The sequence below is a fragment of the Pedobacter sp. 01N310 genome, assembly GCF_056399805.1.
Genome location: NZ_JBFTSB010000001.1, coordinates 436,607 through 462,730 on the forward strand (window position 1 = coordinate 436,607; position 26,124 = coordinate 462,730).

General features: G+C 40.4%; 21 protein-coding genes. 12 read left to right on the forward strand and 9 right to left on the reverse strand.

The window, feature by feature from the left end:
- Nucleotides 1–15: 15 nt before the first annotated feature.
- Nucleotides 16–1,434 carry a glycoside hydrolase family 28 protein gene (locus tag AC1DNH_RS01475; RefSeq protein ID WP_477584520.1) on the forward strand — a complete coding sequence of 473 codons (1,419 nt, stop codon included), beginning with the start codon at nucleotides 16–18 and terminating at the stop codon, nucleotides 1,432–1,434.
- A gap of 197 nt (nucleotides 1,435–1,631) precedes the next feature.
- Here AC1DNH_RS01475 and AC1DNH_RS01480 read toward each other — a convergent pair whose 3' ends face one another.
- The gene (locus AC1DNH_RS01480; RefSeq protein ID WP_477584522.1) at nucleotides 1,632–1,913 is read right to left on the reverse strand and encodes a hypothetical protein; all 282 of its coding nucleotides are present in this window, start codon (nucleotides 1,911–1,913) and stop codon (nucleotides 1,632–1,634) included.
- Nucleotides 1,914–2,190: 277 nt separating this feature from the next.
- Here AC1DNH_RS01480 and AC1DNH_RS01485 point away from each other — a divergent pair, with 277 nt between their 5' ends.
- Nucleotides 2,191–2,514 (forward strand): TfoX/Sxy family protein, encoded by a 324-nt coding sequence (locus AC1DNH_RS01485; protein ID WP_215127809.1) that lies wholly within the window; start codon nucleotides 2,191–2,193, stop codon nucleotides 2,512–2,514.
- A gap of 176 nt (nucleotides 2,515–2,690) precedes the next feature.
- The gene (locus AC1DNH_RS01490; protein WP_477581137.1) at nucleotides 2,691–4,571 is read left to right on the forward strand and encodes a gamma-glutamyltransferase family protein; all 1,881 of its coding nucleotides are present in this window, start codon (nucleotides 2,691–2,693) and stop codon (nucleotides 4,569–4,571) included.
- 44 nt (nucleotides 4,572–4,615) lie between these two features.
- Here the strand turns inward: AC1DNH_RS01490 and AC1DNH_RS01495 are convergent, their stop codons facing one another.
- The 5 genes from AC1DNH_RS01495 to AC1DNH_RS01515 all read right to left on the reverse strand — a co-directional run bounded on the left by AC1DNH_RS01495 (nucleotide 4,616) and on the right by AC1DNH_RS01515 (nucleotide 11,677).
- A complete protein-coding gene (locus tag AC1DNH_RS01495) occupies nucleotides 4,616–5,596 on the reverse strand; it encodes a PorP/SprF family type IX secretion system membrane protein (protein ID WP_477581139.1) in 981 nt (326 codons plus the stop codon).
- Between the two features lie 18 nt (nucleotides 5,597–5,614).
- Nucleotides 5,615–6,559 (reverse strand): T9SS type B sorting domain-containing protein, encoded by a 945-nt coding sequence (locus tag AC1DNH_RS01500; RefSeq protein ID WP_477581141.1) that lies wholly within the window; start codon nucleotides 6,557–6,559, stop codon nucleotides 5,615–5,617.
- A gap of 34 nt (nucleotides 6,560–6,593) precedes the next feature.
- On the reverse strand, nucleotides 6,594–7,286 hold the full coding sequence (locus AC1DNH_RS01505) for a hypothetical protein (protein ID WP_477581143.1): 693 nt from the start codon (nucleotides 7,284–7,286) through the stop codon (nucleotides 6,594–6,596).
- A gap of 24 nt (nucleotides 7,287–7,310) precedes the next feature.
- Nucleotides 7,311–10,229, reverse strand: a complete 2,919-nt coding sequence (locus tag AC1DNH_RS01510) for a hypothetical protein (protein WP_477581145.1) — start codon at nucleotides 10,227–10,229, stop codon at nucleotides 7,311–7,313.
- Between the two features lie 527 nt (nucleotides 10,230–10,756).
- Nucleotides 10,757–11,677: an alpha/beta hydrolase gene (locus tag AC1DNH_RS01515; protein ID WP_477581146.1), complete on the reverse strand. Its 921-nt coding sequence runs from the start codon at nucleotides 11,675–11,677 to the stop codon at nucleotides 10,757–10,759.
- Between the two features lie 156 nt (nucleotides 11,678–11,833).
- On the opposite strand from AC1DNH_RS01515, the gene AC1DNH_RS01520 reads away from it, so the two are divergent.
- From AC1DNH_RS01520 to AC1DNH_RS01560, 9 genes are all read left to right on the forward strand, one after another.
- Entirely contained in the window at nucleotides 11,834–12,544 is a 711-nt protein-coding gene (locus AC1DNH_RS01520; protein WP_057934299.1) for a FadR/GntR family transcriptional regulator, read from the forward strand.
- A gap of 91 nt (nucleotides 12,545–12,635) precedes the next feature.
- Nucleotides 12,636–13,805 (forward strand): sialidase family protein, encoded by a 1,170-nt coding sequence (locus AC1DNH_RS01525; protein ID WP_477585342.1) that lies wholly within the window; start codon nucleotides 12,636–12,638, stop codon nucleotides 13,803–13,805.
- An 83-nt stretch (nucleotides 13,806–13,888) separates the two neighbouring features.
- Nucleotides 13,889–17,236 (forward strand): SusC/RagA family TonB-linked outer membrane protein, encoded by a 3,348-nt coding sequence (locus AC1DNH_RS01530; protein ID WP_477608602.1) that lies wholly within the window; start codon nucleotides 13,889–13,891, stop codon nucleotides 17,234–17,236.
- Between the two features lie 17 nt (nucleotides 17,237–17,253).
- Nucleotides 17,254–18,699 carry a RagB/SusD family nutrient uptake outer membrane protein gene (locus AC1DNH_RS01535; protein WP_477625097.1) on the forward strand — a complete coding sequence of 482 codons (1,446 nt, stop codon included), beginning with the start codon at nucleotides 17,254–17,256 and terminating at the stop codon, nucleotides 18,697–18,699.
- 11 nt (nucleotides 18,700–18,710) lie between these two features.
- On the forward strand, nucleotides 18,711–19,490 hold the full coding sequence (locus AC1DNH_RS01540; protein WP_477585683.1) for a phytanoyl-CoA dioxygenase family protein: 780 nt from the start codon (nucleotides 18,711–18,713) through the stop codon (nucleotides 19,488–19,490).
- Between the two features lie 9 nt (nucleotides 19,491–19,499).
- Nucleotides 19,500–20,429: a dihydrodipicolinate synthase family protein gene (locus tag AC1DNH_RS01545; RefSeq protein WP_477608596.1), complete on the forward strand. Its 930-nt coding sequence runs from the start codon at nucleotides 19,500–19,502 to the stop codon at nucleotides 20,427–20,429.
- A 17-nt stretch (nucleotides 20,430–20,446) separates the two neighbouring features.
- Nucleotides 20,447–21,358, forward strand: a complete 912-nt coding sequence (locus AC1DNH_RS01550) for a dihydrodipicolinate synthase family protein (RefSeq protein ID WP_477625098.1) — start codon at nucleotides 20,447–20,449, stop codon at nucleotides 21,356–21,358.
- A gap of 73 nt (nucleotides 21,359–21,431) precedes the next feature.
- Nucleotides 21,432–22,520, forward strand: a complete 1,089-nt coding sequence (locus tag AC1DNH_RS01555) for a galactose oxidase (protein ID WP_477625099.1) — start codon at nucleotides 21,432–21,434, stop codon at nucleotides 22,518–22,520.
- Nucleotides 22,521–22,549: 29 nt separating this feature from the next.
- Nucleotides 22,550–23,782 (forward strand): MFS transporter, encoded by a 1,233-nt coding sequence (locus AC1DNH_RS01560; RefSeq protein ID WP_477583046.1) that lies wholly within the window; start codon nucleotides 22,550–22,552, stop codon nucleotides 23,780–23,782.
- A gap of 240 nt (nucleotides 23,783–24,022) precedes the next feature.
- On the opposite strand, the gene AC1DNH_RS01565 is transcribed toward AC1DNH_RS01560, so the two are convergent.
- From AC1DNH_RS01565 to AC1DNH_RS01575, 3 genes are read right to left on the reverse strand one after another with little or no spacing between them, the layout of a single operon-like run.
- Complete coding sequence (locus AC1DNH_RS01565) at nucleotides 24,023–24,529, reverse strand: GNAT family N-acetyltransferase (protein ID WP_477609628.1); 507 nt, start codon at nucleotides 24,527–24,529, stop codon at nucleotides 24,023–24,025.
- A 2-nt stretch (nucleotides 24,530–24,531) separates the two neighbouring features.
- Nucleotides 24,532–25,143, reverse strand: a complete 612-nt coding sequence (locus AC1DNH_RS01570; protein WP_477583050.1) for an FMN-binding negative transcriptional regulator — start codon at nucleotides 25,141–25,143, stop codon at nucleotides 24,532–24,534.
- Between the two features lie 29 nt (nucleotides 25,144–25,172).
- Nucleotides 25,173–26,063, reverse strand: a complete 891-nt coding sequence (locus AC1DNH_RS01575) for a DMT family transporter (protein ID WP_477609626.1) — start codon at nucleotides 26,061–26,063, stop codon at nucleotides 25,173–25,175.
- Nucleotides 26,064–26,124: the final 61 nt, after the last annotated feature.

A 26,124-nucleotide genomic window follows, 5' to 3' on the forward strand; every position in this document is an offset into this window, starting at 1 on the left:
CCTAATGAATTGAAAATGAAGATCAAAATATTACTCTTTTTTGCAATGCTGATTTCTTTCGGCACGCTGGCCCAAAATAAATTATACAATATTAAAAACTACGGCGCAGTTGGCGATGGCAAAACCAATGATGCAGCTGCTATTCAGAAAACCATCGATGCCTGTGCTGCAGCAGGCGGTGGGCAGGTAATTGTACCAGCTGGTTATGTGTTTTTAACTGGTCCTTTTAACTTAAAATCGTTCATCGATTTAAGAGTGGAGGGTGGTGCTAAGCTCTTGGCTAGTCCGGATGAAAAATTATATACCCAAAGTGCCTTTCGTGAAAACAAAGGCGAGGGAACCGTTTGGATAGGCGGGGAAAAACTAGAACAGGTAAGCATCAGTGGAACAGGTGTAATTGATGGAAATGGGATTTCGTTTATGGGGGAGGAGCTTAGCGACTCATATGTGTTAAAACCCTTTAATGTTGTAGACCCCAGGCCGCATTTGCTTACTTTGATCGGTTGTAATAAACTGAACATAGATGGGGTAACTTTTCAGAATTCAGCCTACTGGACGGTCCATTTAGTGGGTTGTAATGATGTATCGATATCGAATATTACGCTGTTGAACAGTATTAAAATCCGTAACAGCGATGGTATTGATCTTGATCATAGTAAAAATGTGAGGATTACCAATTGTTTTATCGAATCAGGTGATGATTGTATCTGCTTAAAAAACAGACGTGAATTTGAAGAATATGGTGCCTGCGAAAATATTGTGATTAGTAACTGCACCATGACCTCTAGCTCATGCGCCATTAAAATAGGTTCTGAAAATATGGACCGGATCAGTAATGTGCTCATCAATAATTGTAATATCAGGAAAAGCAACCGCGGCATTGGTATTCAAAACCGTGATGAGGGCACAGTAAACAACGTAATTTTCTCCAACCTGTTTATCGAATCCAAACTTTTTTCGGATGTATGGTGGGGCAAGGCAGAGCCGATTTATATTACTGCTTACCCAAGAGCAACCAGCAACAATAAAGATGCTGGTTGGCGTTTACCAAAAGGACAAACCAAGGGAAAGGTAGGAGCGGTTAAAAATATTTATTTCAGCAATATCAGATGTACGGGAGAAAGTGGTGTGTATATCAGCGGCGAAAGCCCCGATAAAATTTCAGAGATCTACTTTGATCAGGTTAGTGTTTATCTTGATAAAACCACAAAGGAAGAAGGAGGCGTATACGATCGTAGGCCGAGCAATGTAGAAGGACTTGTTAAAAGTGCAATTGCAGGGTTTTATTTTGAAAATACGGGATACATCAGTTTACTTAACAGCAATGTGGTATGGGGTGTAAATAAACCTGGTTATGCCGGAAAAGCCATCGAACAAAAGAATGTAAGTAAGCTCAAAACGGTGAACTTTAACGAAACTACAGTAGATAAATAATTAAGGATAGCCCCCAATAATTAAATGCTTCAACTGTAGCCCTGTCAGTTGGGCTAGGCCTGCTAAGTACACCCTATTTTAAATATTTTTGCAAATAAATATGCTAAAATTCAATTAAAGGACTGTTTTATAACCCTAAAGGAAGATTGTATTGATTTAACTAGCGCTTAACAACGACTAAAAGTATAATAGAATATTTATTGGAATTCAGGCTGCTCTTCTCTTTGAGTAATTTCGGCCATTGCAATAACAATTTCGTTAATGGTTTTGATGCTGAAGACATGTTTGCCAGTTAACCACCTTTTAATTTCATCAGGATTAATATCCAGTATGGAAGCAAGATCGTTTTCTGTTGCACCTTTTTCTGCAAGTACTTTTGTGGTTTTATTGGCAACTTCAAGATTTAGCTGCGCTAGTTTCTCAATTGCTGGATTTCCGGTTTCTTCCAGCCAGATTGAAACAAAATCATTTTCTTCCATTTTATTCTTTTTTACCGTTTAGAACAATCATATATTTTGTGTCAATTGTTCATTTGGGCGACAAATTTAGCGATTATGCCCATTATTGCAAACCAGAATCAAAAGAAAAGGAATAACCAATGATTAGTGAATGGGCGTACTTAATATAATCGACGATTGTTCCTATCTTAGTGCTTGAAGCATGTAGAATTTAATAGTGAAAACAGTTAAAGGTTTTCTTTTCAATTATTCGTTTAGCTTTACTCATATCACACCTTTCAAATTAGATCAATTTACAATGGCGTCAGAACAGAAATTCGTAGACTTTATAATAGATCAGATGGATTATTCCGGACATGTTACTTATAAAAAAATGTTTGGCGAATACGGCTTGTATTTTGATGATAAGTTGTTTGCACTGGTGTGCGACAACAAGCTGTTTGTTAAGCCAACCTTATCTGGAAGGGCGTATATAAAAGATGTTGTGGAGGCACCTCCTTACCCGGGTACAAAAAATCAGTTTCTAATCGAAGAGCAGTTGGAAGATCGCGATTGGCTAAAAAAACTGGTTAGCATCACTGTTGCAGAACTGCCTGAACCCAAACCCAAGAAAAAGAAATGAGAACAGGACCTTACATTCTTCTAGGTGGATGAATTTACCAAAAGCTAACTGTGCGCACTAGGGTAAGTTGTTCTGGTGGTACTTAAATTTGTAACAAGCTTGTTTTATTACCCATAATTAGGGGGGCTGTGCAGGTGAAGGACTGCTGTGGCACATATTTTAGCTATATTGGAACTATGAAAAAATTAGCCCTGTTTCTGCTACTATCACTCTCTCTTCGCACTTTATTTGCTCAGCAAACGCAAAAGCCAATGCTTTATGGGAACAGCTGGATGGCCATCACAGGAAAGCCGATGGCAGCAACAGCAGGGTCGATGATCTTTCAGCAAGGTGGAAATGCAGTTGATGCAGCATGTGCCATGTTGGCTGCTACCTGCACCATGTGGGATACTTTAAGCTGGGGAGGAGAAACACAGGCACTAATTTACAACCCGAATACAAAAAAGGTGATCGCGATTAATGCAATGGGCGTTGCCCCAACTGGAGCAACCGTAGCCTTTTTTAAAGCTAAAGGTTATAGCTTTCCGCCAGAATACGGCCCTTTGGCTGCAACCACGCCAGGTACACCCGGCGGACTGATTTATATGCTGAGTAAATATGGTAGCATGAGTCTGGGACAGGTTCTGGCACCTGCCATGCACATGGCCGCGGGTTATGCCATAGAAGCACAGGCGGCAAACAGTATAGAGCGCGATAAAGAATTGATCAAAACCTGGCCTTACAGTAAAAAGGTGCTATTGCCGCATTTGGGCGAAAAGCGTGAGGCGCCAGAAGCAGGTGAGGTTTTTATTCAAAAAGATCTATTGGCCACCCTAACCAAAATGGTTGAAGCAGAGCAAGCTGCGTTGGAGAAAGGTAGCTCGCGACAAGAGGCATTAATGGCCGCTTACGATCGTTTCTATAAAGGAGACATCGCCAAAGAATTCGTGCGTGGGAGTAAGGAACAAGGAGGTCTGATTACCATGGATGATCTTGCTAAATGGAAACCCGTTGAAGAAGAAGCATTAAGCACCGATTATAAAGGGATTAAAGTATACAAATTAAAACAGTGGACACAAGGCCCTGTTTTACTGCAAGCTTTGAATATATTAGAGAATTTCGACCTAAAAGCAATGGGCTACAATAGCTCAAAATATATCCATACTGTTTATCAGGCCATGAATCTTTCTTTTGCAGATCGCGATTTTTATTATGGTGATCCAAACCAAAGTCCTGCTGAACCGATGAAAGGTCTGTTAAGTAAAGATTATGCAAAACAAAGGGCCTCGCTTATTCAGCTTGATAAAAATGATGCAAACACAGGGCCTGGTGATCCTTACCCATACGAGGGCAAGAAAAACCCTTATTTAAATCTGTTAAAAAGCAGAGGCTTTAACCTCGATACAACCAAACGTAACTTTGCGCCAAAGCACGACCTTGGGAATAATACGCCAAAAGAAATTTATGAAGATCGTTTGTGGAGGGGAACAACATCGATAGAAGCTGCAGACAAGGCCGGTTGGGTAGTATCTGTTACCCCAAGTGGTGGCTGGCTTCCGGCCTGTATTGCCGGTAATACAGGCATTGGGATGAGTCAAAGGATGCAAAGTTTTGTGCTCGATTCTACCTTAAATCCCTTCAATGTTGTTGCACCGGGCAAAAGGCCAAGGGTAACCCTGTCGCCTTCATTGTTTATCAAAGATGGTAAACCATTCGTATCGGCTGCAGTTCAGGGCGGAGATACCCAGGATCAGAATTTGCTTCAATTCTTTTTAAACATGGCTGAGTTTGGTATGAATGTGCAAAAGGCAACCGAAGCGGCTAACTTTAATACGAATCAGCTTTGGCTTTCGCTGGGTGGTACTAAAACAAGCGATAGAGCACCAAAACCTGGTCAGATTTTATTAAATAACAGTACTAAAGAGGAGGTGCGCAATGAACTGAAAAAAATGGGTTATACACTCAGTTTTTCAGAACGGACCAGTGGGCCAATCAATGCCATTTATTTTGATTGGAAGCACAATAGTTTGCAAGGCGGCTCGAGTAACCATGGCGAAGATTATGGTATTGCATGGTAATACATTGGTTCGATTAATGATATGCACTGCATTTTGATTAACACCTAAAAATAACACTTTGGTCTTCGGCTCTTTTTGGTTTCGATATAATAGCCAACTGAGATTTCGTGCGAGCCATAATCGTAATTGCTCAGTTTATTGAGGCTGTAATCATAACCATAACCAATACGCAAGTTAGATCTTATAAACAATTCGCTGATGAAACCAACTGCCGCTCTACTGGTTAATCCACGCTGCAAATTCTCTTTAGGATAAATTTTTACCGAGGTGCGATAAACTGCACCAAGCCAGAAGCGCTCTTTTACCAGTAAAAAGGCATTTAAATCTAATGAGGTTGGTCCATGTAAATCATCTTTAATTAAAAAGGTTGGTTTAAAAACAAAATCGTTATTTACAGGTAATGCCACCCCTGCACTCAAGTAAAAATGAGGCTGAATTTTAACGTTTAGCGAATTGTAATCGTCAAATACTGATAAGGTTTTTGAAAAGAGGTTATTTGCCGAAAAACCGATAAAAAACTTTTCATTTGAATAATGGATACCGGCGCGTATATCAGGCATCGTCTGACTTATTGATCCTGTCGGGATACGGTTATCGCCCATTTCGATAGGATCTAACAAATTGCCGTTTAAGGAAGTCTGGATTACACCTACGCCTAAACCGAAAGCGAGGATATTGGTTTCAGTACGATCAAGTTTTATCCTGTAAGCGAAATTTGCCGATGCATTTAAAGTGTTTTGTGCACCTATTTTATCCTTGGTTACAATCATCCCCAGGCCCAAACTTTCGTCATTTATAGCCTCATCTGCAGATATAGAAAGGGTTTGTGGTGCGCCCCGAACACCAGTCCATTGTGCTCTGGCGAAAGCCTGTAGGTAAAGCTCTTCTTTATAACCCGCATATGCAGGATTGATGTACATGTTATTAAAAACATATTGCCCAAACTGGGCATCTTGCTGCGCAAAAACCTTAACAGATAATATCGTAATGGTCAAAACAAGAAATATCCTTTTCAAAATGTTCATGTCTGTATTTTGTTTTATTTACCTGATTACCGTTACATAACCTTTGTAATCTTGCCAGGTTGCTGTTCCATTTCTAACTTTAATCACGTAGAAGTAGGTTCCATCCGTTAATCCTGGAGCAGTCCAGTCGTTCTTATAGTGATTGGATTGATAAACCGTACTTCCCCAACGGTTAATAATTGTTACTTCGTTCGATTCAAAAGATTCCAGGTGTTCAATATAAAAAGTGTCGTTCTTGCCGTCCCCATTGGGCGTGAAGACATTTGGTATTCTTAAACCTGAAATCTCTTTTTTATCGGTTGATGTATTATTGCCCAGGTTAGGGTCAAATTCTGTTGCAGTAACAGTCGCTGTATTAGTCACCATACCCGATTGCTTGGATCTTACCCTGATTACCAGCTCAGCAAACTTGCCATTGGCCAGTAAGGGAATGTTCCAATTAATGGTTCGGTTTAGCTGATCGTAGCTCGCTATTCCATCTGTTGGCTGGGCCAGGTTTTCTAAAGAAAGGTTATCAGGAAGCGCATCTTTAATCATCAGTTGGGTGGCATCATCTTTACCATTATTTCTAACATTCAGGTAATATTCGAAAACCTGATCGCCCACTACAATTTTTGATTCTGATCGCTTTGTTATGGCTACATCCGCAATAAGCTGTGGCAATATAATAACCTCTATTTCATCTGAAATATCGGATGTGCAACCAAATTTATTTACAGTAGCTACTTTATAAATGCCTGCGGTGGCGGTGATAAGTGTTGCTTTGTTTTGGTTCTTCACTAACACATCATCCTTGTACCATATATATAAAGCCGCTCCAGCCGAATTTGCACGCAAAACCACCGACGACCCTTGTCTGATCGCAATGGTTTGCCGCCCATTGGGAGCAATATGGCCCTTTGCTGTTTGAATAAAAAACAACAATATAGCCAAAGCCAGAAAGGAGTATATCCTTAGCTTCATTTATACAACAATCATCAGAAAAACGAAAACCGGCCTAGAAAGTAACTGCTGTTGCCGTGCCGGTGATGGTTCCTGGAGTAATGGTTGGTTTTACAGGCTTAGCGGTTACCGTAACATCATGATCTGCCCATTGCGGACAATATTTATTACCGTTAATTACATAACCTACTTTTAGCCTATGCGTTTTTGTTCCAACAGTTGCAGGTGCCGATGGCGTATAGTCTTTTGTTGTAGCACCTGATATAGCCGTTTCTACTCCTCCTGTTACCGTATACCACTGATAGGCCAAAGTTGGAATGTTGGTAGCATCAGGATTGGTAACAGCGCCAACTTGCGCCAATGGGCTTTCGAGACAGAAATCAGCAGGCGTAAAATTAACAGTCAGAGGTTGAAGTACATATACCGGAATTTCTTGTAATTCAGATTCGCAGGAGCCTGGTGTTGTTGATTTAGAACTTAAATAATAATAGCCTGTGTTTAAATCGGCCGCTGCGATTTTATTTCCCGAAACTAAAGTAACACCTGTACTTGGCGTAGTAGTTTGCGTTGCACTGTATTTAACAATCCAGTCTTCTCCAGCTGGGGCAGCGGGTAAAGTAAGATCCGATCCTTTGCAAAAAAGACTAACTCCGCTTGTAGTTGGTAGTACCTGAGCCGATACTTTTGAAAATGTGCAGATTAACAGGAATGTAATTGCTAAAATTGCTTTTGTAATTGAATTGTTCATGGGGACGATTTTTTGTTTGTTTGATTAATATTGTGAATTAGTTTGCACCAACACATGCGGTGCTGATGGTTTTGGATTTATTTTAATGTTGAAATTAATTTGAGTACTGCAACCCGCCGCATTTTTAATGGTCAACATACCGGAATGAACACCTAGAGCAGCATTGACCGGGATGTTAAGCGGAATATTTCCCGCTGGCAAAGGTTGATTGCTAACTGGATCAAAACCTGGTGTGTTCCAGGTAATGCTATACGTTGTTGGACTGTTTAAAGCGTTGGTATAAGGGAGTGATAACGTGGTAAAACCCTGACAGATTTCAGGTTCGGTGCCCAATGTTAAATTTGGAAGCCCGTTTACGATTACAATAAAATCGGCTGTTTTCTCCGCGCAGCCCTTTGCTGTGGCTGTTATAGTTGCTGTTCCTGCGAATGTATTATCCCAGGTTACTTTTCCACTGTTTGCATCAATAATACCTGCCGCTAGGGGTAACATAGAATAAACTATGCTTGTGGCATTTGTTGCCGTTGCAACATAGGTATCGGTTCCGGTACCACTACAGCGTTTATCGGTTAATCCGGTGTTAAAAGCAGGCGTACTTACATTTCCATTTACCGTTATTGAGCCTGTTGCAGTGAATGGAGTTCCTGTAGTATTAGAAACGGTATAAGTTTTTGGTGGGCCTGCGGTAGTTGGCGTGCCTGAAATGGTAACTTTTTTAGGAGACGAACTATTGGTATAAGTTATCCCGGCTGGTAAACCTGTAACTTGAATACCGTTTGAGCCTGATGGAATATTGATAATAATATTGTTCATAGCTGTTCCTACACATACTTCTCTATCATTAGAGCCAGTTATGGTACTAACCGAGCTCTGATCGTTAGTGGTTACCTGATCAGGCTGCGAGCCCGTAATCGTTGCTGTGTTAATATTAGTTCCTGTTGCGACAACTTTTGCTGTGATGCTTAAGGAGATACTGGCATTACTGGCCAAATCGCCAATAGTCCATATGCCCGAAATAGGATCGTAACTCGTTCCCGATGGCGCTATGCTCGATACATAAGTAAAACCGCTAGGAAGCAGATCTGTAACCGATATCCCAACCGCATTGCCATCGCCTAAATTTTCGGCCTTAAGCGTAAATACTACATTGCTGTTTAACTCCGGATAAGCGATATCAACTGTTTTGGTAATCGCGCGGTCGATATTACAAAGTGAAACCTTTATTGGGAGAGAAGGTGCACTCAGCCCACAATCCAAACTATAACTCACCGAATAATTGCCAGATGTACTAGCCACATAAGTACTGGCATTTGCACCACTTATAGGAACTTCGTTAAGGTACCATTGATAATTGGAAGCATTTGGAGTTGCTGTGAGTGTTGCGGATGCGCAGTTGGTTTGTGATACCACAGGTTGATCACCTTTCTCAGGGAAACGTGAAATAAAGTTCGACATGGAGAATCCGTCGCCTTGTTGCACCATCGACACCGTAAGCCGTTCTGCACTGGTAATGGTAATTGCCTTTGGCGCGCCAATATCTGCTTTTGTAAAACTTATTAAATATAAGCCAGACGTTCCCAGAGTTTTACGGGTACCGATGCCTGGTATTGCTTCAATATCACTATTTGTATAATTGGGTGTGCCCAATTGCGTCGTTAGATAGATTTTAGCGGTGCTTTTTGTAATGATATAACCAAAGTAAGATAAATCGCTATTGTTATAAGCTGTGAATTTGGTGGTTTCGACTTTTCTGGATCCCGAACAACTGGAAATAGGTACTAAAGTAGCAACATCAACCTCGCAACCACCGCCAACTGAAATACCAGCCGTACCTGAAAATACGCCTACGTTTTTAGTCGCTTCAATTCTTGAGGATGAATACCTTCCGGTATTAATGCCCGGCGGATTTGTCGCGCTATAGGTGCCGGAAACAAAACCGTGTTCGAATGTTTTAAAATCGCCGGCTTGTGCCAGTGTAAAGGTAGTTGTGGTTTTCTGGGTACCATTCAGGTCAAAGCTGGTAACGGTAACCACAGTGTTTGCTTCAGTTGCAATTACAGTAGTTTGCTCTGCAATCGTGTTACCTTCACCTCTAACTACCACATATTCTCTACCCAATGAGGCAATTGGGGGAATTGGATTGTAAGCACCGTCTCCACAGCCTCCAGGAGCATCCAGATCTGCCGCGGTATTCATTACAGCCGATCCTGACGATTCTACCAGGGTTCCCATTGGGGCAGTGAATAAATAACTTTGTCCGGCATTTAATGTTGCCTTTGCTACACCAGCTATTTTAACAATCGTGTTATTTTCGGTGGCCATAATGCTATAGATCGGTGGATGCGCATTACTTGCAAGATTACCATCCCTATAGTAACCTACGCGAAAGGACGTTCCAATTGCCGCATCGCCAAAACTAAAAAGAGAGGCGTTACCCTTAATATCTGCATCCGTGCCATCAGCTCCTAAATTATCTGATGCAACATTTCTTAAATTCACTGAAATAGATCCAGTAGCCTCTACTATTAATCCAGCCCCACTCAGTACCTTATTTAATTCGTGCTCAGGTGCATCTTCAGGTAGTCCGGTAAAGCGATAAACAAAAGGCGTTCCCTGAACGCAGGTAAAAGTGGTTACAACAGTACCATCGCTTTTATATATTGTTCCGGTAACGGTTCCGATATCTGATGTAATAACAATTTCGTTGGCTTTACTCCAATATTGCCATGGGGCAGGGGCGATATAATGTTTAGAATAACTGGTTGCGTATAAGTGTTTTGTGGTGTTCGTGCTGGTTCTTGAAGAAAAAGGAAAAGATAAATTGTTAAAGCCAGCGTTCGCTATGGTTTTAGTTTCATGGCGTGCAAATGCAATATTTGCTGAGCAGAGCAATATTAATCCCAGTAACCCGTTAAATAAAAACAGCAGAAAAGCCTTAATCATAAATAACCTGTTGAACCCATATATGGCGTAACATAGATCTAATAATTCATTAAAGGCTGAGGGCACTTTAATAAATTATAGCACAATAAACACCTGCCTATATAGATTAGGTGTGATTCATTGTGTAGTTCGACTGTGTCAGTTTGTTTGGTTCTTTGGTCGAAAGTAATTAAAAAAACGCACTAAAAACACACTTAATATTAATTTTTAATGCACCTTAAAGCTGTTTAAAGGCAATTTTTGCATAAATTAAATCGCCTGTATTTCTACTGATACGCCTTTAATTAAAAACCGATTATTTTCTTTCTGACTATTTGAATTTTATTAATGGGTAATATATTTGTAGTCAATTATTTATGATGTTTTTGGCATTCTAAATTACAATGAAAATCGTTTACATGAAAAAAAATCATTTTTTTTTATAAAGTAATGCGATTGGCATAGAAATATTGACCTTATCTGTGGTTTAAAAGCTATAAGCCTATTGCTTCTCGTTTAAAAATTACCGCTGCACAGTGGAAGGGACCTTATGGTGTTTTGATTTTCATTTCAGTCATCCATGCCATACACTGTTCAAGCCATTTATCTGTTCTCGTGGCATTTTTTAAACCAAAACCATGTCCGCCGGTAGCGTAGATATGCATTTCGCCTTTTACCCCATTGTTTTTAAGTGCCTGATAATAGTTTACAGTATTAGCAACAGGTACTACTTTATCATCACTGCAATGAATCAAAAATGCAGGAGGAGTATCTTTATTTACCTGTAGCTCATTAGAATATTCAACTGTTTTTTCGATCGATGCATTTTCTCCGATTAAAGCTTTTTTAGATCCTTTGTGCAGAATGCTATCCTGAAAGGTAATAACAGGGTAAATGAGTATTGAAAAATCTGGTCGGAGATTTGTTTTTTCCTGATTTGGGATCACTACATTTTTATAATGCGTAGATGCAGTAGAGGCCACATGACCGCCGGCCGAAAAACCCATTATCCCAACTTTTGCCGCATCAATGTTCCATTCTTTAGCCCGTTCGCGCACTGTTTTTATGGCTTGTTCAGCATCCTGTAATGGCCCGATTGAACGATTTTTCATAATCAGATCATTGGGTAATCGGTATTTTAACACAAAGGCCGCTATACCTTGTTTATTTAACGCCTTTGCAACCTCGGTGCCCTCGTTGTTCATCACCAGATAAGAATAACCTCCACCAGGACATATAATTACGGCAGCACGCTTATCATTGTTTTTTTTGGGGAGAAAAACGGTTAAAGTCGGCTCCGTAACGTATCTGGTTAATATTCTGCCATTTTTGGCGGTATCTGTTTTTTCTGTTAAATCAGCCTTAATGGCATTCGGTACATTTTTGTAAAGCGGTACAATATTTTGTGCAAATAACCCTGCCTGGTTCATGTTAAGCATTAATGTAAATGCTAAAATTATTTTTTTCATATACTTGGTTTAAACAAAACTATAAAATTATTTTGTAAATATGTACTACATATTTTGTGAACATTTGTTTTTAAATCTAAAAGCGCGAACTATTTTTCAAATGTTTTTGTACTACATAAAAACGAGTATATTTGAAGCTTCTAAATATGTATTTCTATGGCATTAAAAAGTGATTTAAGTTTGGATATCGATAAAATCTCATCTGATACGATGGCTGATGTGGTTGAAATGAGGTTAAGAGATTATTTCAAAAAGAAATCATTTAAACCAGGCGATGCATTGCCGAAAGAGCAGGAACTGGCTGAAGCACTGGGGGTGAGCCGAAACGTTTTAAGGGAAGCTTTAAGTCGCTTGAGGATGCTTGGCATGATCGAGACTAAGAAAAAGAGGGGTATGATTTTATCAAGCCCTGATGTATTGGGCGGTTTTCAGCGTGTACTCGATCCGCTAATAATCAGTCCGGATGCACTACAGGATCTTTTTGAACTGAGGTTAATTTTGGAAATGGGCCTCGCGGATGTGCTTTTTTTGAATTTAAATGATAAAAGTATCCGTGAACTTGAAATAATTGCCAATAGCGAAAAGAAAAAGAACAAAGAAGCATTCCGTATTGCCAACGAAATTGCCTTTCACGGTAAATTATACGAAATGGCCGGTAACGATACCTTAAAACGTTTCCAGCATATGCTTTTGCCGGTTTTTGGTTTTGTGCTTCAGGTAGAAAATGAGTTTCTTTCTGGCAGTGTTAGCCATCAGGATCTGGTGGAAATTCTTAAATCTGGAAATAAAAATGATTTCAGAAATGGAATGTACGAACATCTAAAGCCTCATTTCGATCGACTTGAGGCACTAAAGAAAATAAATTAAGTTTTTATGTACTACATATTAATTTATTAATTACATTTGTTTTATGCAAGTCTGATTAGGCTTGCACTAACCAAATTAATTTTTTTAAGTTATGTTTTACACCATCAAAAATCTGAAAAGGATTGGCGGGTTATGCTGCTTTTCTGCACTGATTTTGTGCTGCATAAATACCACTTATGCGGCATCCAATATTAAAGCGAATAGGGTAGACAGTCTGAATTTCATTTTTAAAGCTGGAGAAAACGGTTATGCCTGTTTTCGTATTCCAGCCCTAATCCATACTCAAAACGGGAGCTTGCTTGCTTTTGCCGAAGCAAGAAAAAACAATTGTGGTGATTCTGGAGATATTGACCTGGTGGTTAAACGTTCATTTGACAAGGGTAAAACCTGGACCGGCTTACAATTGGTGTGGAGCGATTCGACCAATACTTGTGGCAACCCTGTTCCCGTCCAGGATCAAGCTACTGGCAATATCATTTTAATTTCTACATGGAATTTGGGTACCGACCATGAAAAACAGATTATGGATGGCTCATCGAAAGATGGAAGGCATGTATATATGTTATCATCTGGTGATGATGGAAAAACCTGGTCGGCTGCAACAGAGATTACTGCTCAAGTGAAAAAAACAGGTTGGACCTGGTACGCAACCGGGCCATGCCATGGCTTACAGGTACTTAAAGGAAAATATGCCGGCCGTTTGGTAGTGCCGATAAACCATGTAGAAACGGGTACTAATCAGAATTTTGCACACACCATTTATTCAGATGATCATGGCAAGAGCTGGAATTTAGGCAATAATACCCCTCAGGATAAAATGAACGAAACTACCTTGGCCGAAATTTCGAAAGGCCGATTGATGTTGAACATGCGGAATAGTGACCGGACAATTAAAACAAGGCATACCGCTGTAAGCGAAGATGGCGGTATGAACTGGGCAAATGTACAGGTAGATACAACCTTAATAGAGCCCATCTGCCAGGGAAGTTTGCTGAGTCATTTTTATCGCAAAAATAAACCAACACTGCTTTTCAGCAATCCGGCAAATACAAAATTACGGGCAAATTTAACTTTACGTTTAAGCGAAAACGACGGCAAAACCTGGAAATATAAGATGGTTTTACACCCTGGTCCATCTGCCTACTCAGATATTGCAGTAATAGACAAACAAATAATCGGCTGCTTTTTCGAAGCAGGATATGCAAAGCCATATGAGGGCATTGTATTTAAAACTGTAAACTATTCAGATTTAACAAAATAATTAAGGCCGATTAGTCACGTGGTGATTAATCAGCGAATTTCTATACTAACCAAATATGTAGTACATAAATACAAGTAATAATTATGAGAAAAATTTTATTTATTTTCCTGTTGGCCGCAATTAACCTCTGTGGTTTAACAGGAGCTGCACAAACAACCGATGTGCAGGTATCGGGTACTGTTTCTGATGCGACAAAAAATGAAACGCTGCCAGGAGTAAGTGTAAAAGTAAAGGGCGCGCAGACCGCGACTGTTACAGATGCAAATGGAAAGTACACTTTACGGGTACCTCAAAATTCAATCCTTGTTTTTAGTTCAGTAGGTTATAACGAACAAGAAGTAAAGGCTGGAATAGGCGGTACAAAAAATGTACAATTAAATCCAAATGCACAGTCTTTAACCGATGTGGTAGTAGTGGGATATGTTAAGCAATCAAGAGAGAAAAATACAGCCGCCGTATCTAAACTGGATACAAAACAATTGGTTAATACCGCCAATGCAGGACCAATAGCAGCCATACAGGGTAAAATTGCCGGAGTTTCGGTACCGTTATCAAACGGGCAACCAGGTTCGGCTGGTACCAATATCATTATCCGTGGGGGTTCAAAACTTAATGTTTATGGAACAGGCACCGGTAATAGTGGTGGAGATCCTGTATTATCTTCTGATGCATCAAGTCCGCTGGTTATCGTAGACGGTGTTTTCAGGACGATGAAAGATCTAAATCCGGATGATATCGAATCATTGCAGGTAATGAAGGATGCGGCTTCAACAGCAATTTATGGTGCCCGTGGTGCAAATGGTGTAATTGTGATCAAAACCAAAAGCGGAAAATTTGGCTCAGGGAAACCCAATATCACCTTTAATTACCGTACAAACTGGGAAACTCCATCGCGGATGTATGATTATTTAAGTGCCAAAGATTACCTCACTCTTGCCAGAACCACAGCAAAAAGCACCTTCGATTTAATTGATAAGAATACACTGTTAAATAATGGTGGTTTTTCTGCAGGAACGAAGGTGTACACTGCCAAAGGGCAGTATGGTGTTGGAACAAATTTAACAGCATTATATGATAACATTGTAGCTGTTGAAGGCCAGGGATATGCAGATAATTTATTGGCCAACGGCTGGCAGACTATGGATGATCCGATTAATCCGGGTACTAAACTGTTATTTGCCGACAATAATTACCAGGATCTGCTTTGGAATACCGGCATAAGCAATAATTACAATTTTGGGATTGATGGAGGCAGCCAGATTGCTACTTACAATATATCAATGAACTACGTTGATCAGGCAGGTACTTTTGTGGGCACAAGCTATAAAAGATATAGTGCGCTTGGAAATTTTGGGTTTAAAGCAAGCGAAAAACTACAGATCAATGCCATGCTTAACTACCAGAATGTATTGCCAAATTATGTAGATGCATATACCAACGACCTGGTACGCGCTACACGCATTACGCCTCTGATCAGAATTTTTAAAGATGATGGTACACCAACTACAGGCGAAAACCTAACGACAAGAAACCGCTTTCATACGTTGGCCTACGATAATACCAAAGCATCAACTGAACGATTGGTTTCGAGGGTAGATGCAGATTGGGCTATTGTTAAAGGCCTACATTACAGGCCAGCTTTGTCTTACTTAATTAGCGATGACAAAACTATTTTTTCAAGAAAAGCATTTCCAGATCCGATCCAGTTTGCAACCACCCGGTTAAAAACGGAGAATACCAACAACACCCGTCAGTTGATGATCGATCAGATCGTACAGTACGATTACACCTTAAAAGAAAACCATCATTTTACCGCATTGGCTGGTTTTAATTATACCAAAAATGACGGGAACAGTATCGATATAGGTTCGCAACGTGGAACCAACGATTACATTACCACGATAAACGAACCAACTGTAACCACCATTAACGGTGTAACAGTAACCAATGTTACCAATTTCGGAACGCGCATTAACCAAACTAAATCTGCGAGTTTTTTCGGACAGCTGAGTTACGATTATAAAAGTAAATACCTTTTAAGCGGCGTATTGCGGAACGATGGTTTTTCAAATTTTGCCCCTGAAAATAAGTGGGCATTATTCCCGTCGGTTTCTGCAGGATGGAATATCCATAAAGAAGATTTCTGGAAATCGAATGTGGTGAGCACCTTAAAACTTAGAGGAAGCTGGGGACAGGCAGGTTCGAGCGATTTAGATTTAACCGATACTTATGGAAGTTATACCTCAGCGGTTTATGCACAGAATTCAGGCATCCAACGTGCAAACTTATCCAATCCGAACCTGGTTTGGGAAACCACACAAACAACTGATGTTGCGGTAGAAGCAGGTTTTTTCAAGAACAGGGTGAATCTTACTGTCGATTTATATGATAAACTAACCAAAAACCGCATCGATTCTAAACCATTGCCAGCAGAGGCGCCGTTTTCTACCATTACATTCAATAACGGAACAATCCAGAACAAAGGGATAGAAATCGAGCTTCAGGCAACTGTGCTGAAAATGAAAGATTTCGCCTGGAACGCCAATTTCTCTTTTGCCTACAACGCGCAAAAAGTAATCAGCTTACCTAATAATGGCAGGTTAAAAAATAGACAGAATGGAGGCGTTGTCATCGATCCAAATACCGGTAAAGAAATTGAAGTGGGCGGATATGCAGAAGGAGAACGCCCGTTTGGTTACTATGCCTGGCAGGTAGAGAAGGTTTTTTCTACAGAGGCTGAAGCTGCTGCATGGGGTAAAGTAGATCAGATTGCTACGGCGGCTGGTATAACGGTAGGTAAACATGCGGGAGATTACAAGTTTGCAGATTTAAACAACGATAACATTATCGATAACCGCGATATGGTGTTTATGGGTTATAAAACACCAAATAAAATCGGAGGTTTTCAAAATACATTTACCTATAAAAGTTTTACGCTTAGGGTTAATATGGATTATGCTTTAGGCTTTGTGATCTCTGATGGCGCTTTAGCCAGATCTTTAGGACAGGGCAGGGCCTATAATGAAGGTGCTCCGGCACAAGCTTTAGGGAACGATATCTGGCAAAAATCTGGTGATGTGGATAAATTATATGCCCGTTTCTCTTTCGGGGACGCTGATTTCGGACAGAAAAACTTTATCAGACAGGGAGCCAGTACGGTAGGTACCGGAAGTGGTTATGCATCGGATGTTTCTACCATGATTTCGAAAGGAGACTTTTTAGCCTTACGCGAAATTTACCTGAGTTACGATCTGCCTAAAAACATCATGTCGAAAATCGGTTCAACCGGAATGAGTGTTTTTGCGAGCGTTACCAACGTAGGTTACCTCACTAAATACAAAGGGTTGAACCCTGAAACTTACACAGGATTCGATCCGGGAGGTTATCCTCGTCCAAGACAGTTCACCTTAGGCGCATCATTAAGATTTTAACATTTAAAAACATGAAAATGACCAAGAAATATATCCTGCTTTCTGTTATCATTGTAATAGCAGCAGCTTTTTCATCTTGCAAAAAATTACTCGAAGTTAAACCACAATCGCAGATTACCGATCAGGTTTACTTTAAAAGTGAGGGCGATTTTCTTCCCTATGTTACCGGAACATATACTTCCATCAGGGCCTTTGCCAATTCCATTACCTACGGTACCGAACGGAGCGAGGAACTCATAAATGGAACCAACAGCCGTTTAACAACGGTATGGTCACAGATATTAAGTCCAACAGTAGGTGCTTTAAACTACAATGGACAATACAAAGCCATTGGTAACTGTAATCTCCTGCTCAGCAAAATAGAGCCTTTTCCTTTTTCTAATGCGGCTACGAAGAACAGGTTAAAGGCCGAAACACTTTGTCAGCGTGCCTATACTTATTTTTATCTGGTTAGGATTATTGGCGATACTCCATTGATGCTCGAAACCATTACCGATGATAATGTTCCACTTTTGCCAAGAGCGAAAGCCACTGAGGTGATGAAACAGGTTTTTGCTGATTTAGATCAGGCTATAGCACTTTTTCCTGAAAAAACTTACGTATCCAAATACAGGTTTTCGTATGGCGCTGCATTGGCGTTAAAAGCTGAAGCTAAATTATGGAGCGCCAAAGTATTAGCTGGAGGAACGGCAGATTTTAACGATGCGATCACCGCTGCTGCTGCAGTAGAAGCCACAGGTGTTTCATTATTGACCAACTTTAAAGATGTAACCACAACGAGGGCAAACGCTGAAGTAATCATGTTGGCCTATTATAACCGTGATGAAAATGGCGCAAACTATGGTTTAAATGCTTTGCCATTTTTAACGGCGATTTCAAATGCATCCAACCTTGATAGCATTGCCTATGCGCTTACTTCTGTTAACGGACAGGGCGGCTACCAGATCAGTAAAGAAAGCAGGGCACTTTTTAGCGGCCTAACCGCTGATAAACGTGTGCCAAATACCTTTATCATCGAAAGACAGGGAACCGTACAAAAGAGCGCATGGATTACCAAAATGCCGGGTACCAAATACGCTGACGACCGGGTTTCTGATAACGATGTCATCATGTTCAGACTGGCCGATATCTATATGATAGCGGCCGAGGCTTATGCCGCACTTGATAATACCGCGCAGGCAATTGTGTATTTAAATAAAGTTAGAAATAGAGCCGGAAACGGAGTTTATACCGGTGCAACTGATAAAGCTACCGTAGAGCGCGCCATCTTTGACGAACGCGGCCGTGAGTTTTTCTTCGAAAACAAACGCTGGTACGATATTGTACGCTTTCATTTCGGCGGTACCATAAACGCCTATACTTACGTACCTAACCTAAAAAATAAAACGGTGCCTTTATTCTGGCCTTTATCTACAACTGTTTTGGCAGCAAATCCAAATCTGGTGCAAACACAAGGATATTAATGCAACTATTCATGAAAAACGAATCGTTATTTAATTATAAAACACTCAGTCGAGAAGAATTGACGTTTTTTAACGAAAACGGTTATCTCATCATCAAATCTATTTTAAAACCTGAAGGTTTGGCTCAGATGCAACAAGAGTGTATGGACGCCTGGGGTAAAGAAAAAGAGACCTTCGATCCGAATAAAAGCTGGCTGCAAAACGCCTTGTTGATTAATATCCACCATCAGGCCACAACAGTAAAGGGATACTATTTTAGCGGTCCGCTGGTTGAGATGGCCTCAGAAATTATCGGTCCGAATATAAAAGGAGCTACTTCACAGCTTACATTTAAAATGAAAGGCAATACAAAACCCTTTGGCTGGCATCAGGATAATGGTTATGGCGAGCTGGAGCCTTATAACGCTTTAACCACTTTAACTGCGCTTGATGATACCGACCGGGGCAATGGCTGTTTGTGGTTAATTCCAGGCAGTCATAAAAAAGGCCAGATCAGGGTAGAGCAGAACGAAGCGCAAAAGAAAAGTGGCTCTGAAATTATTGTAGAAGCCGACGATAGTTTAGCTGTACCGATGGAAATGAAGGCAGGAGATGTTTTGATTTTTAACTGTTGGATGCTTCATAAATCAGACGGTAATATTTCTGATAGCAGAGACCGAAGAATCCTGTTTTTGAGATATGCCGATGCCGATGCGATAGAAGTATACAATGGTGGCAAACCCCGCTTAGGTAGATTGGTAAAAGGCAAAACGAAGTTTAAGGAGGTTGAAGAGTTTGAAGCCGATCTCTAAAAAATACTGATGAATACATTAACTGCAAAAACTTTAAGGGGAAATTGGGCAACATTGTTATTGCCCATCCAAACTGACCAAAGGATCGATTTCGGATTATTGGCTGATGAAATAGATTGTTTGATTGAAGCGAAAGTAGATGGGATTTATTCTAACGGAACAGCAGGTGAGTTTCACAATCAGACCGAAGCAGAATTTGATCAGATTAATTGGTTGTTTGCAGAAAAATGTCAGAAAGCATCAATGCCTTTTCAGATAGGCTGCAGTCATCCTTCACCATTGATTTCATTAGAAAGGATTAAGAGATCAGTAAGCCTACAACCAAGTGCTTTTCAGGTGATTTTGCCAGATTGGGTAGTTCCTTGTGATGCTGAACAGATAGAATTTTTACAGGGAATCGCAAAGCACGCAAACGGAATTCCTTTGGTATTGTATAATCCACCACATGCAAAGCTGGAGTTAAAACCAAAAGATTACCTCAAATTCAAAACAGCGGTGCCATCACTTATTGGTATTAAAGTTTTAAGTAAAGACGTAGCTTGGACCGAAGAGATGAAGATGTATGCAAGCCATTTATCAATATTCGTCCCAGGCCATTTTTTGGCGAGTGGGGTAAAGACGGGCATTGCAGCTGGGGCTTATTCAAATGTTGCCTGTATCAATCCATCGGCAGCTCAGCACTTATGGAAACTGATGCAAACAGATCTGGATGAGGCTTTGAGGATAGAAAAAAATATGCTCAAATTCTTTAAAATATGCATTGCTCCATATCAAAAGCAACAGTACAGCAACCCGGCATTAGATAAATTTTTAGCAGCAGTTGGTGGCTATATTCAGATTCCAACACGATTAAGATGGCCCTATAAATGGATTTCGGAATCAGATGTAACATCGGTGCGCAAACAGGCCAAAATATTAATACCAGAATTTTTTAATTAGACAAATACAAAATACATATGAAAATTAACGGCATAGTTGCTGCAACATTTGCGGCCTACCAGGCAGATGGTTCCTTAAATCTCATCATAATACCGCAACTAGTAGATAAATTGGTTGCTGATGGTGTGGCAGGGGTTTACATTTGTGGAACCAACGGAGAAGGACCAAACATGACTGTTGAAGAGCGGATAGCCATTGCAGAAGCGTACGTAAAAGCTGCAAATAAAAGGATTTTAGTATTGGTACATGTGGGGCACACTTCCATACAAGAATGTAAAAAGCTTGCAACCCATGCTGCGCAGATTGGTGCCGATGCATTTTCTTCTGTAGCCGCATTTTATTTCAAACCCACCTCGGTACAAAACCTGGTCGATTGTATGGCCGAAATCGCCTCGGCCGCTCCCGAACTTCCATTCTATTATTACCATATGCCTAGTTTAACTGGCGTTGGAATGGATATGGTTGAGTTTTTAGCACTCGGAGAGCAAAAAATCCCAAATCTTGCCGGCATAAAATATACGGCATCAACACTTCACGAGTTTCAAGCCTGTTTAAACTACAAGGATGGGAAATTTGAAGTATTATCTGGCTATGATGAGATGTTGTTAAGTGCTTTGGCAGTAGGTGCTATTGGTGCCATTGGTAGTACTTATACCTTTGCCGCACCGGTATACCTCGAAATAATCAAACTTTTCAGGAATAATGATTTAACTGCTGCCAGGGCATTACAATTAAAAGTGGTCGATTTTATCCGCTGCATTATCAAACATCCATCGATTGCGGCGCAAAGAGCGATTATGAAAATGATGGGTTATGATTTAGGAGATGCCCGGTTACCATTGGTACCACTTTCTTCTGATAAATTTATCGAACTTAAAGCCGATTTAATCAAAACTGGCTTTTTTGAGCTCCTCGAAAAATATAGGTAATGCTTATAAGCATGCAGATTTTCTATAGGCACATTATATGAAACACTTTAATACCTTACTTTTTTTAAGTTTTATGTTGATATCAACAGCAGGTTCTGCACAGATTACCAAAAAAACAAATCAATTTGCATGGGGAGAATTGCCAGCCATACCAGATAACTTCGGTTTTGCCGGTTCTTTTAGTGGAGTATCGGGCGATGCATTGATTGTTGCCGGAGGAGCAAATTTCCCAGATGGTGGTGCACCATGGTCAGGCTCAAAAAAAGTGTGGAGCGATAAAATATTTGTCCTTGATAAACCCAGCGGGAAATGGAAGGTAGCAGGCAAACTTCCTGAAGCTTTAGGTTATGGGCTCTCCATTTCCTGGGGCAAACAATTCATTTGCATTGGAGGAAGTAACGAGAAAGGCCATTCGGCAAAGGTTTATGCTATTCTTTACAAAGATAAAAGCATCAGCATTACTACGTTGCCAAATCTGCCTCAACCCATAGCAAATACCACGGGAGCAGTTTTAGGTGATGTTATTTACCTTGCAGGCGGACTCCTTACGCCGGAAGCTGATCATACCGCCAATGTTTTTTGGTCTTTCGATCTATCTTCTAAAGGAAAAAAACGGGTTTGGCATAAATTAGAAACCTGGCCTGGTCCTCCGCGGATGTTGGCTGTGGCTGGTGTTGCCGATCAAACCTTTTATCTATTCAGTGGAGCCGATCTGATCAAAAACAATAAAGGGGGCGTAGACAGACAATATCTAACGGATGCTTTTTGTTACAGCGCTGCTGATGGGTGGAAAAAAATAGCTTCTCTACCAAAAGCCATTGTAGCTGCGCCATATCCAGCCTACAACGCTCATCACAAATCATTGCTCATATTCGGTGGTGATGACGGCGTACTTGCTCCAAAAGCAGCTGTACTAAAAGAAAAACATCCTGGTTTTGCAGATGAAATATTAGCTTACGATGTAGAGAAAAACAAATGGTCGGTAGAAGGGAAAGTGCTAAAGAATATCAAAGCAGATGCGCAATCAAATCCCAATAACAGTACCTGGCCCGGGGTAACAAATACAATGGTGCTGTGGCGGGGAAATCTTGTTTTTCCGGGCGGAGAAGTAAGGCCTGCAGTAAGAACGCCAAAAGTGATCATAGCGAGACCAAAACAGTAAAATTATTTTAACAAGAGGAAAATCTAGAAATGACCGGTACAAAATCAAATCAATCATATTATGCCTGGGGCCTGGTTGCACTCCTTTGGATAGTGGCCTTTTTAAATTATTTCGATAGGATCATGATTACCTCTATGCGCGATCCTATAGTGAAGGAATTTGCCCTTTCTGATGCCCAGTTCGGGCTTTTAACTTCAGTTTTTCTTTGGTCTTATGGGATACTAAGTCCTTTTGGAGGTTTTTTGGCCGATAAATACAGTAGGAAAAAAGTAATTATATTCAGTGTTTCGGTTTGGTCGGCAGTAACCTTGTGGACAGGTTTTACTTCTTCATTTGAAGAAATGCTGGTTTCGCGTTTGTTTATGGGCCTAAGCGAAGCTTGTTATATCCCCGCGGCATTGGCACTGATTACTGACTATCATAAAGGAAAAACAAGATCACTTGCCACAGGCCTGCACATGAGTGGTCTTTATGCTGGTTTAGCATTGGGTGGCTTAGGTGGTTATATTGCCGAAATATGGGGCTGGAGATATGGTTTTCATATATTCGGAATTTTTGGGATTCTTTATTCGATCGTACTGTTGTATTATTTAAAAGATATTAAACATGAAACAACAGAAAATGAGGTAGAAGAGATAAAAAAGGAAACCATAAGTTTATTAGGCTCGGTTAAGATCCTGTTTAAAGAGCGGTCTTTTCTGGTGTTATTGTTTTATTTCAGTGTTTTGGGTACCGCAAACTGGCTGGTGTATGGTTGGCTGCCTACCTTTTTAAAAGAACATTTTCACCTCAAGCTGGGCGAAGCCGGAATTTCGGCAACAGGCTATATTCAGATCGGATCTTTTGTTGGGGTAATTTTTGGGGGGTATTTTGCCGATAAATGGTTTCTTAAGAATAAAAGAAGCAGGGTTTTTATGATCATTATCGGCTTTACTGTTGGCGCACCATTTTTATTCCTCATGTCGTCAACCACCGTGTTTGCAATAGCCATTATCGCTATGTTCTTTTTTGGTATAGCCAGAGGGATAAACGACGCTAATTTAATGCCCGTACTTAGGCAGATTGCCGATAGCAGGTACATTGCAACCGGATATGGTTTCCTTAATTTCCTGAGTACAATTATAGGTGGTTTAATGGTTTATGTTGGTGGCGCATTAAAAGATGCCAAGGTAGATTTATCTATTATTTACCAGGTTTCGGCGGTGATAATGTTGTTTGCAACATGGTCGCTATTTGCAATAAAAATTAAAAAAGAAGCTTAATCATGGATAACATCATCGGGCACATAATTTCCGTTATAAGGTGTAGCCTAAGGCAAGTGCTGAAATATCCTTTAAACGATTGCCACATACAAGAGGTTGTATCATAAAGGCAAATTTCACCTCAGATGATGTCATGTTGAGCTTGTCGAAACACCTTAAAGAATATTTAACGGGTCCTTCGACCAGCTCAGGATGACAAATCTATATTTGTGATACAACCTCTTAACGCTATATTCAGTATTAAATTTGCATCTCGAATAAACTAACTGGTTTATGATGATAATGTGCCGGAAGCTGATTAGTATTGCTTAGTTCGTATAGCCCCAAAAAATCAAATCCAAATTTTTGGTAATGCCGAATCAATCCCTTGTTTTCACCAACGGTATCTAATCTAACAAAACGTTTACCATTTGCTTTGGCATATTCTTTTGCCCAGTTTATAATTGTACCCACCAGGTTTTGCCCCCTGAAATCAGGATTTGTAGCAATGCGGTGAATGTAAATGGCAGGGTCGAGGTTCTTTTCTTCCCATATCTGAGGGTCGCTAAAAGTAGTTGCCCAAATACAGGCTACCTGCCCATTAATAATTATTTTCCATTGCCTGTTTTCCTTAATCTCTGTTTCAATCAACGGGAGTTCAAACTTGGGCCAATGAACGCTATATTTCGTTTTCTGGAAATCGGTTGCAATTTCATATAAGCGGAAGATTTCTGTTATATCATGTATCGTACTATTTTCTATCTGCATGGTTATGGCTTTAGGTTTTTAATGAATGGAGCGAGTTCTCTTTCTACAGCGCTGTTGCTGTTTTCGAGGTGCGATACAATGTTTTTTCGTTCCTGTTCCGATTTGTTCTGGCTTAGTTTTTTCTTTCCCTGAAGATTGCTTACTTCTATTTCGAAAGCTACAATTCCCCGCATCATACCTTGTTTAAACTTTTCTGAAAGACTATCCCATTGTAAGAGATATTCTTTTTCATAATACAGAATCATTTCTTTTAGTGCTTGTTCTTTAGCTTCTTCATCGCTAATAATATTGGCTTTCCCATAAGCATGCACGCTAATATAATCCCATGTGGGTACACTTTCGTGTTTTTCGTAATGGCTGGGAGAGATATAAGCGTGTGGCTCGGTAAATATAATAAGCGATGTATACTGCTCAATATATTTCACCTGTTCATTGGCTTGCGCAAAGTGACCGCTAATCAATACCTTTCCATTTACCTCATTTACAACGAAAGGTAACTGAGTGGCTATGGGTAAATTATTGTAGCTGGTAATTATAGTGGCAAAGCTATATCTCTTCATAAAGGTAATTTGCTCACTTTGGTTATCAAACTTAAAACTATTGGATATCAACATTTTATTGTGTTTTTGAGGGTGGATTATGGTTATTTAGCAAACTTTTTTGAGCCCGCAACGCAAAGGATTACGCCCATCGTAATGGCTAGCATACCCATACTTACTTTTTCATGGAGCAGGGTAGTGGCAAGTGCCAATCCAAAAAAGGGCTGTAGGAGCTGGAGCTGTCCAACTGCTGCGGTTCCACCTTGTGCAAGCCCTCTGTACCAGAAAATAAACCCGATGAACATGCTAAAGAGCGAAATATAAGCAAGGCTCAGCCAGGCAGCGCTACCCACTTCAGCAAATGAAGCTGGTTGATAAATGAACATTAAAGGTAACATGAGTGGGAGCGAGAGCACAAGTGCCCAGGAGATTACCTGCCAACCACCCAATGTTTTAGATAGTTTTGCACCTTCTGCGTAGCCAAGCCCGCATAGTACAATTGCCAGTAACATTAAAATATCCCCGGTTGGCGCGGCGTTAATTCCCTGATAAATGGCGTAGCCAATCACCAGAAAGCTGCCTGCAATTGAGAAAAGCCAGAATATGGGCTTAGGACGTTCGCCTCCTCGTAAAACGGCAAAAGCGGCTGTAACCATAGGCAAAAGGCCTAAGAATACCAAAGAATGTGCTGAGGTGATGTGTTGCAAAGCAAGAGCACTTAACAAAGGAAAGCCGACTACTACACCCAATGCTACAATTCCTAGCGAGATTAAATGTTTGGTCGAGGGTCGTTTTTCTTTAAATGCAATTAATACCCCCATTGCGAGCAGTGCAGCTATAGTGGCACGGGCAACGGTTACAAAAACAGGGCTCATATCCATTACCGCTAATCTTGTGGCTGGCATAGAGCCGCTAAAGATAAGTACGGCGATAAATCCGTTACGCCAACCACTCGAAATATGCGCTCTGTTTAGTTCAGTTCCTGTTTCTTTCATGTCTTTTCATTTCTTAAATCAAAGGTGCAAAGCTAAAAGCGATAAATACAGTATCAGTTTT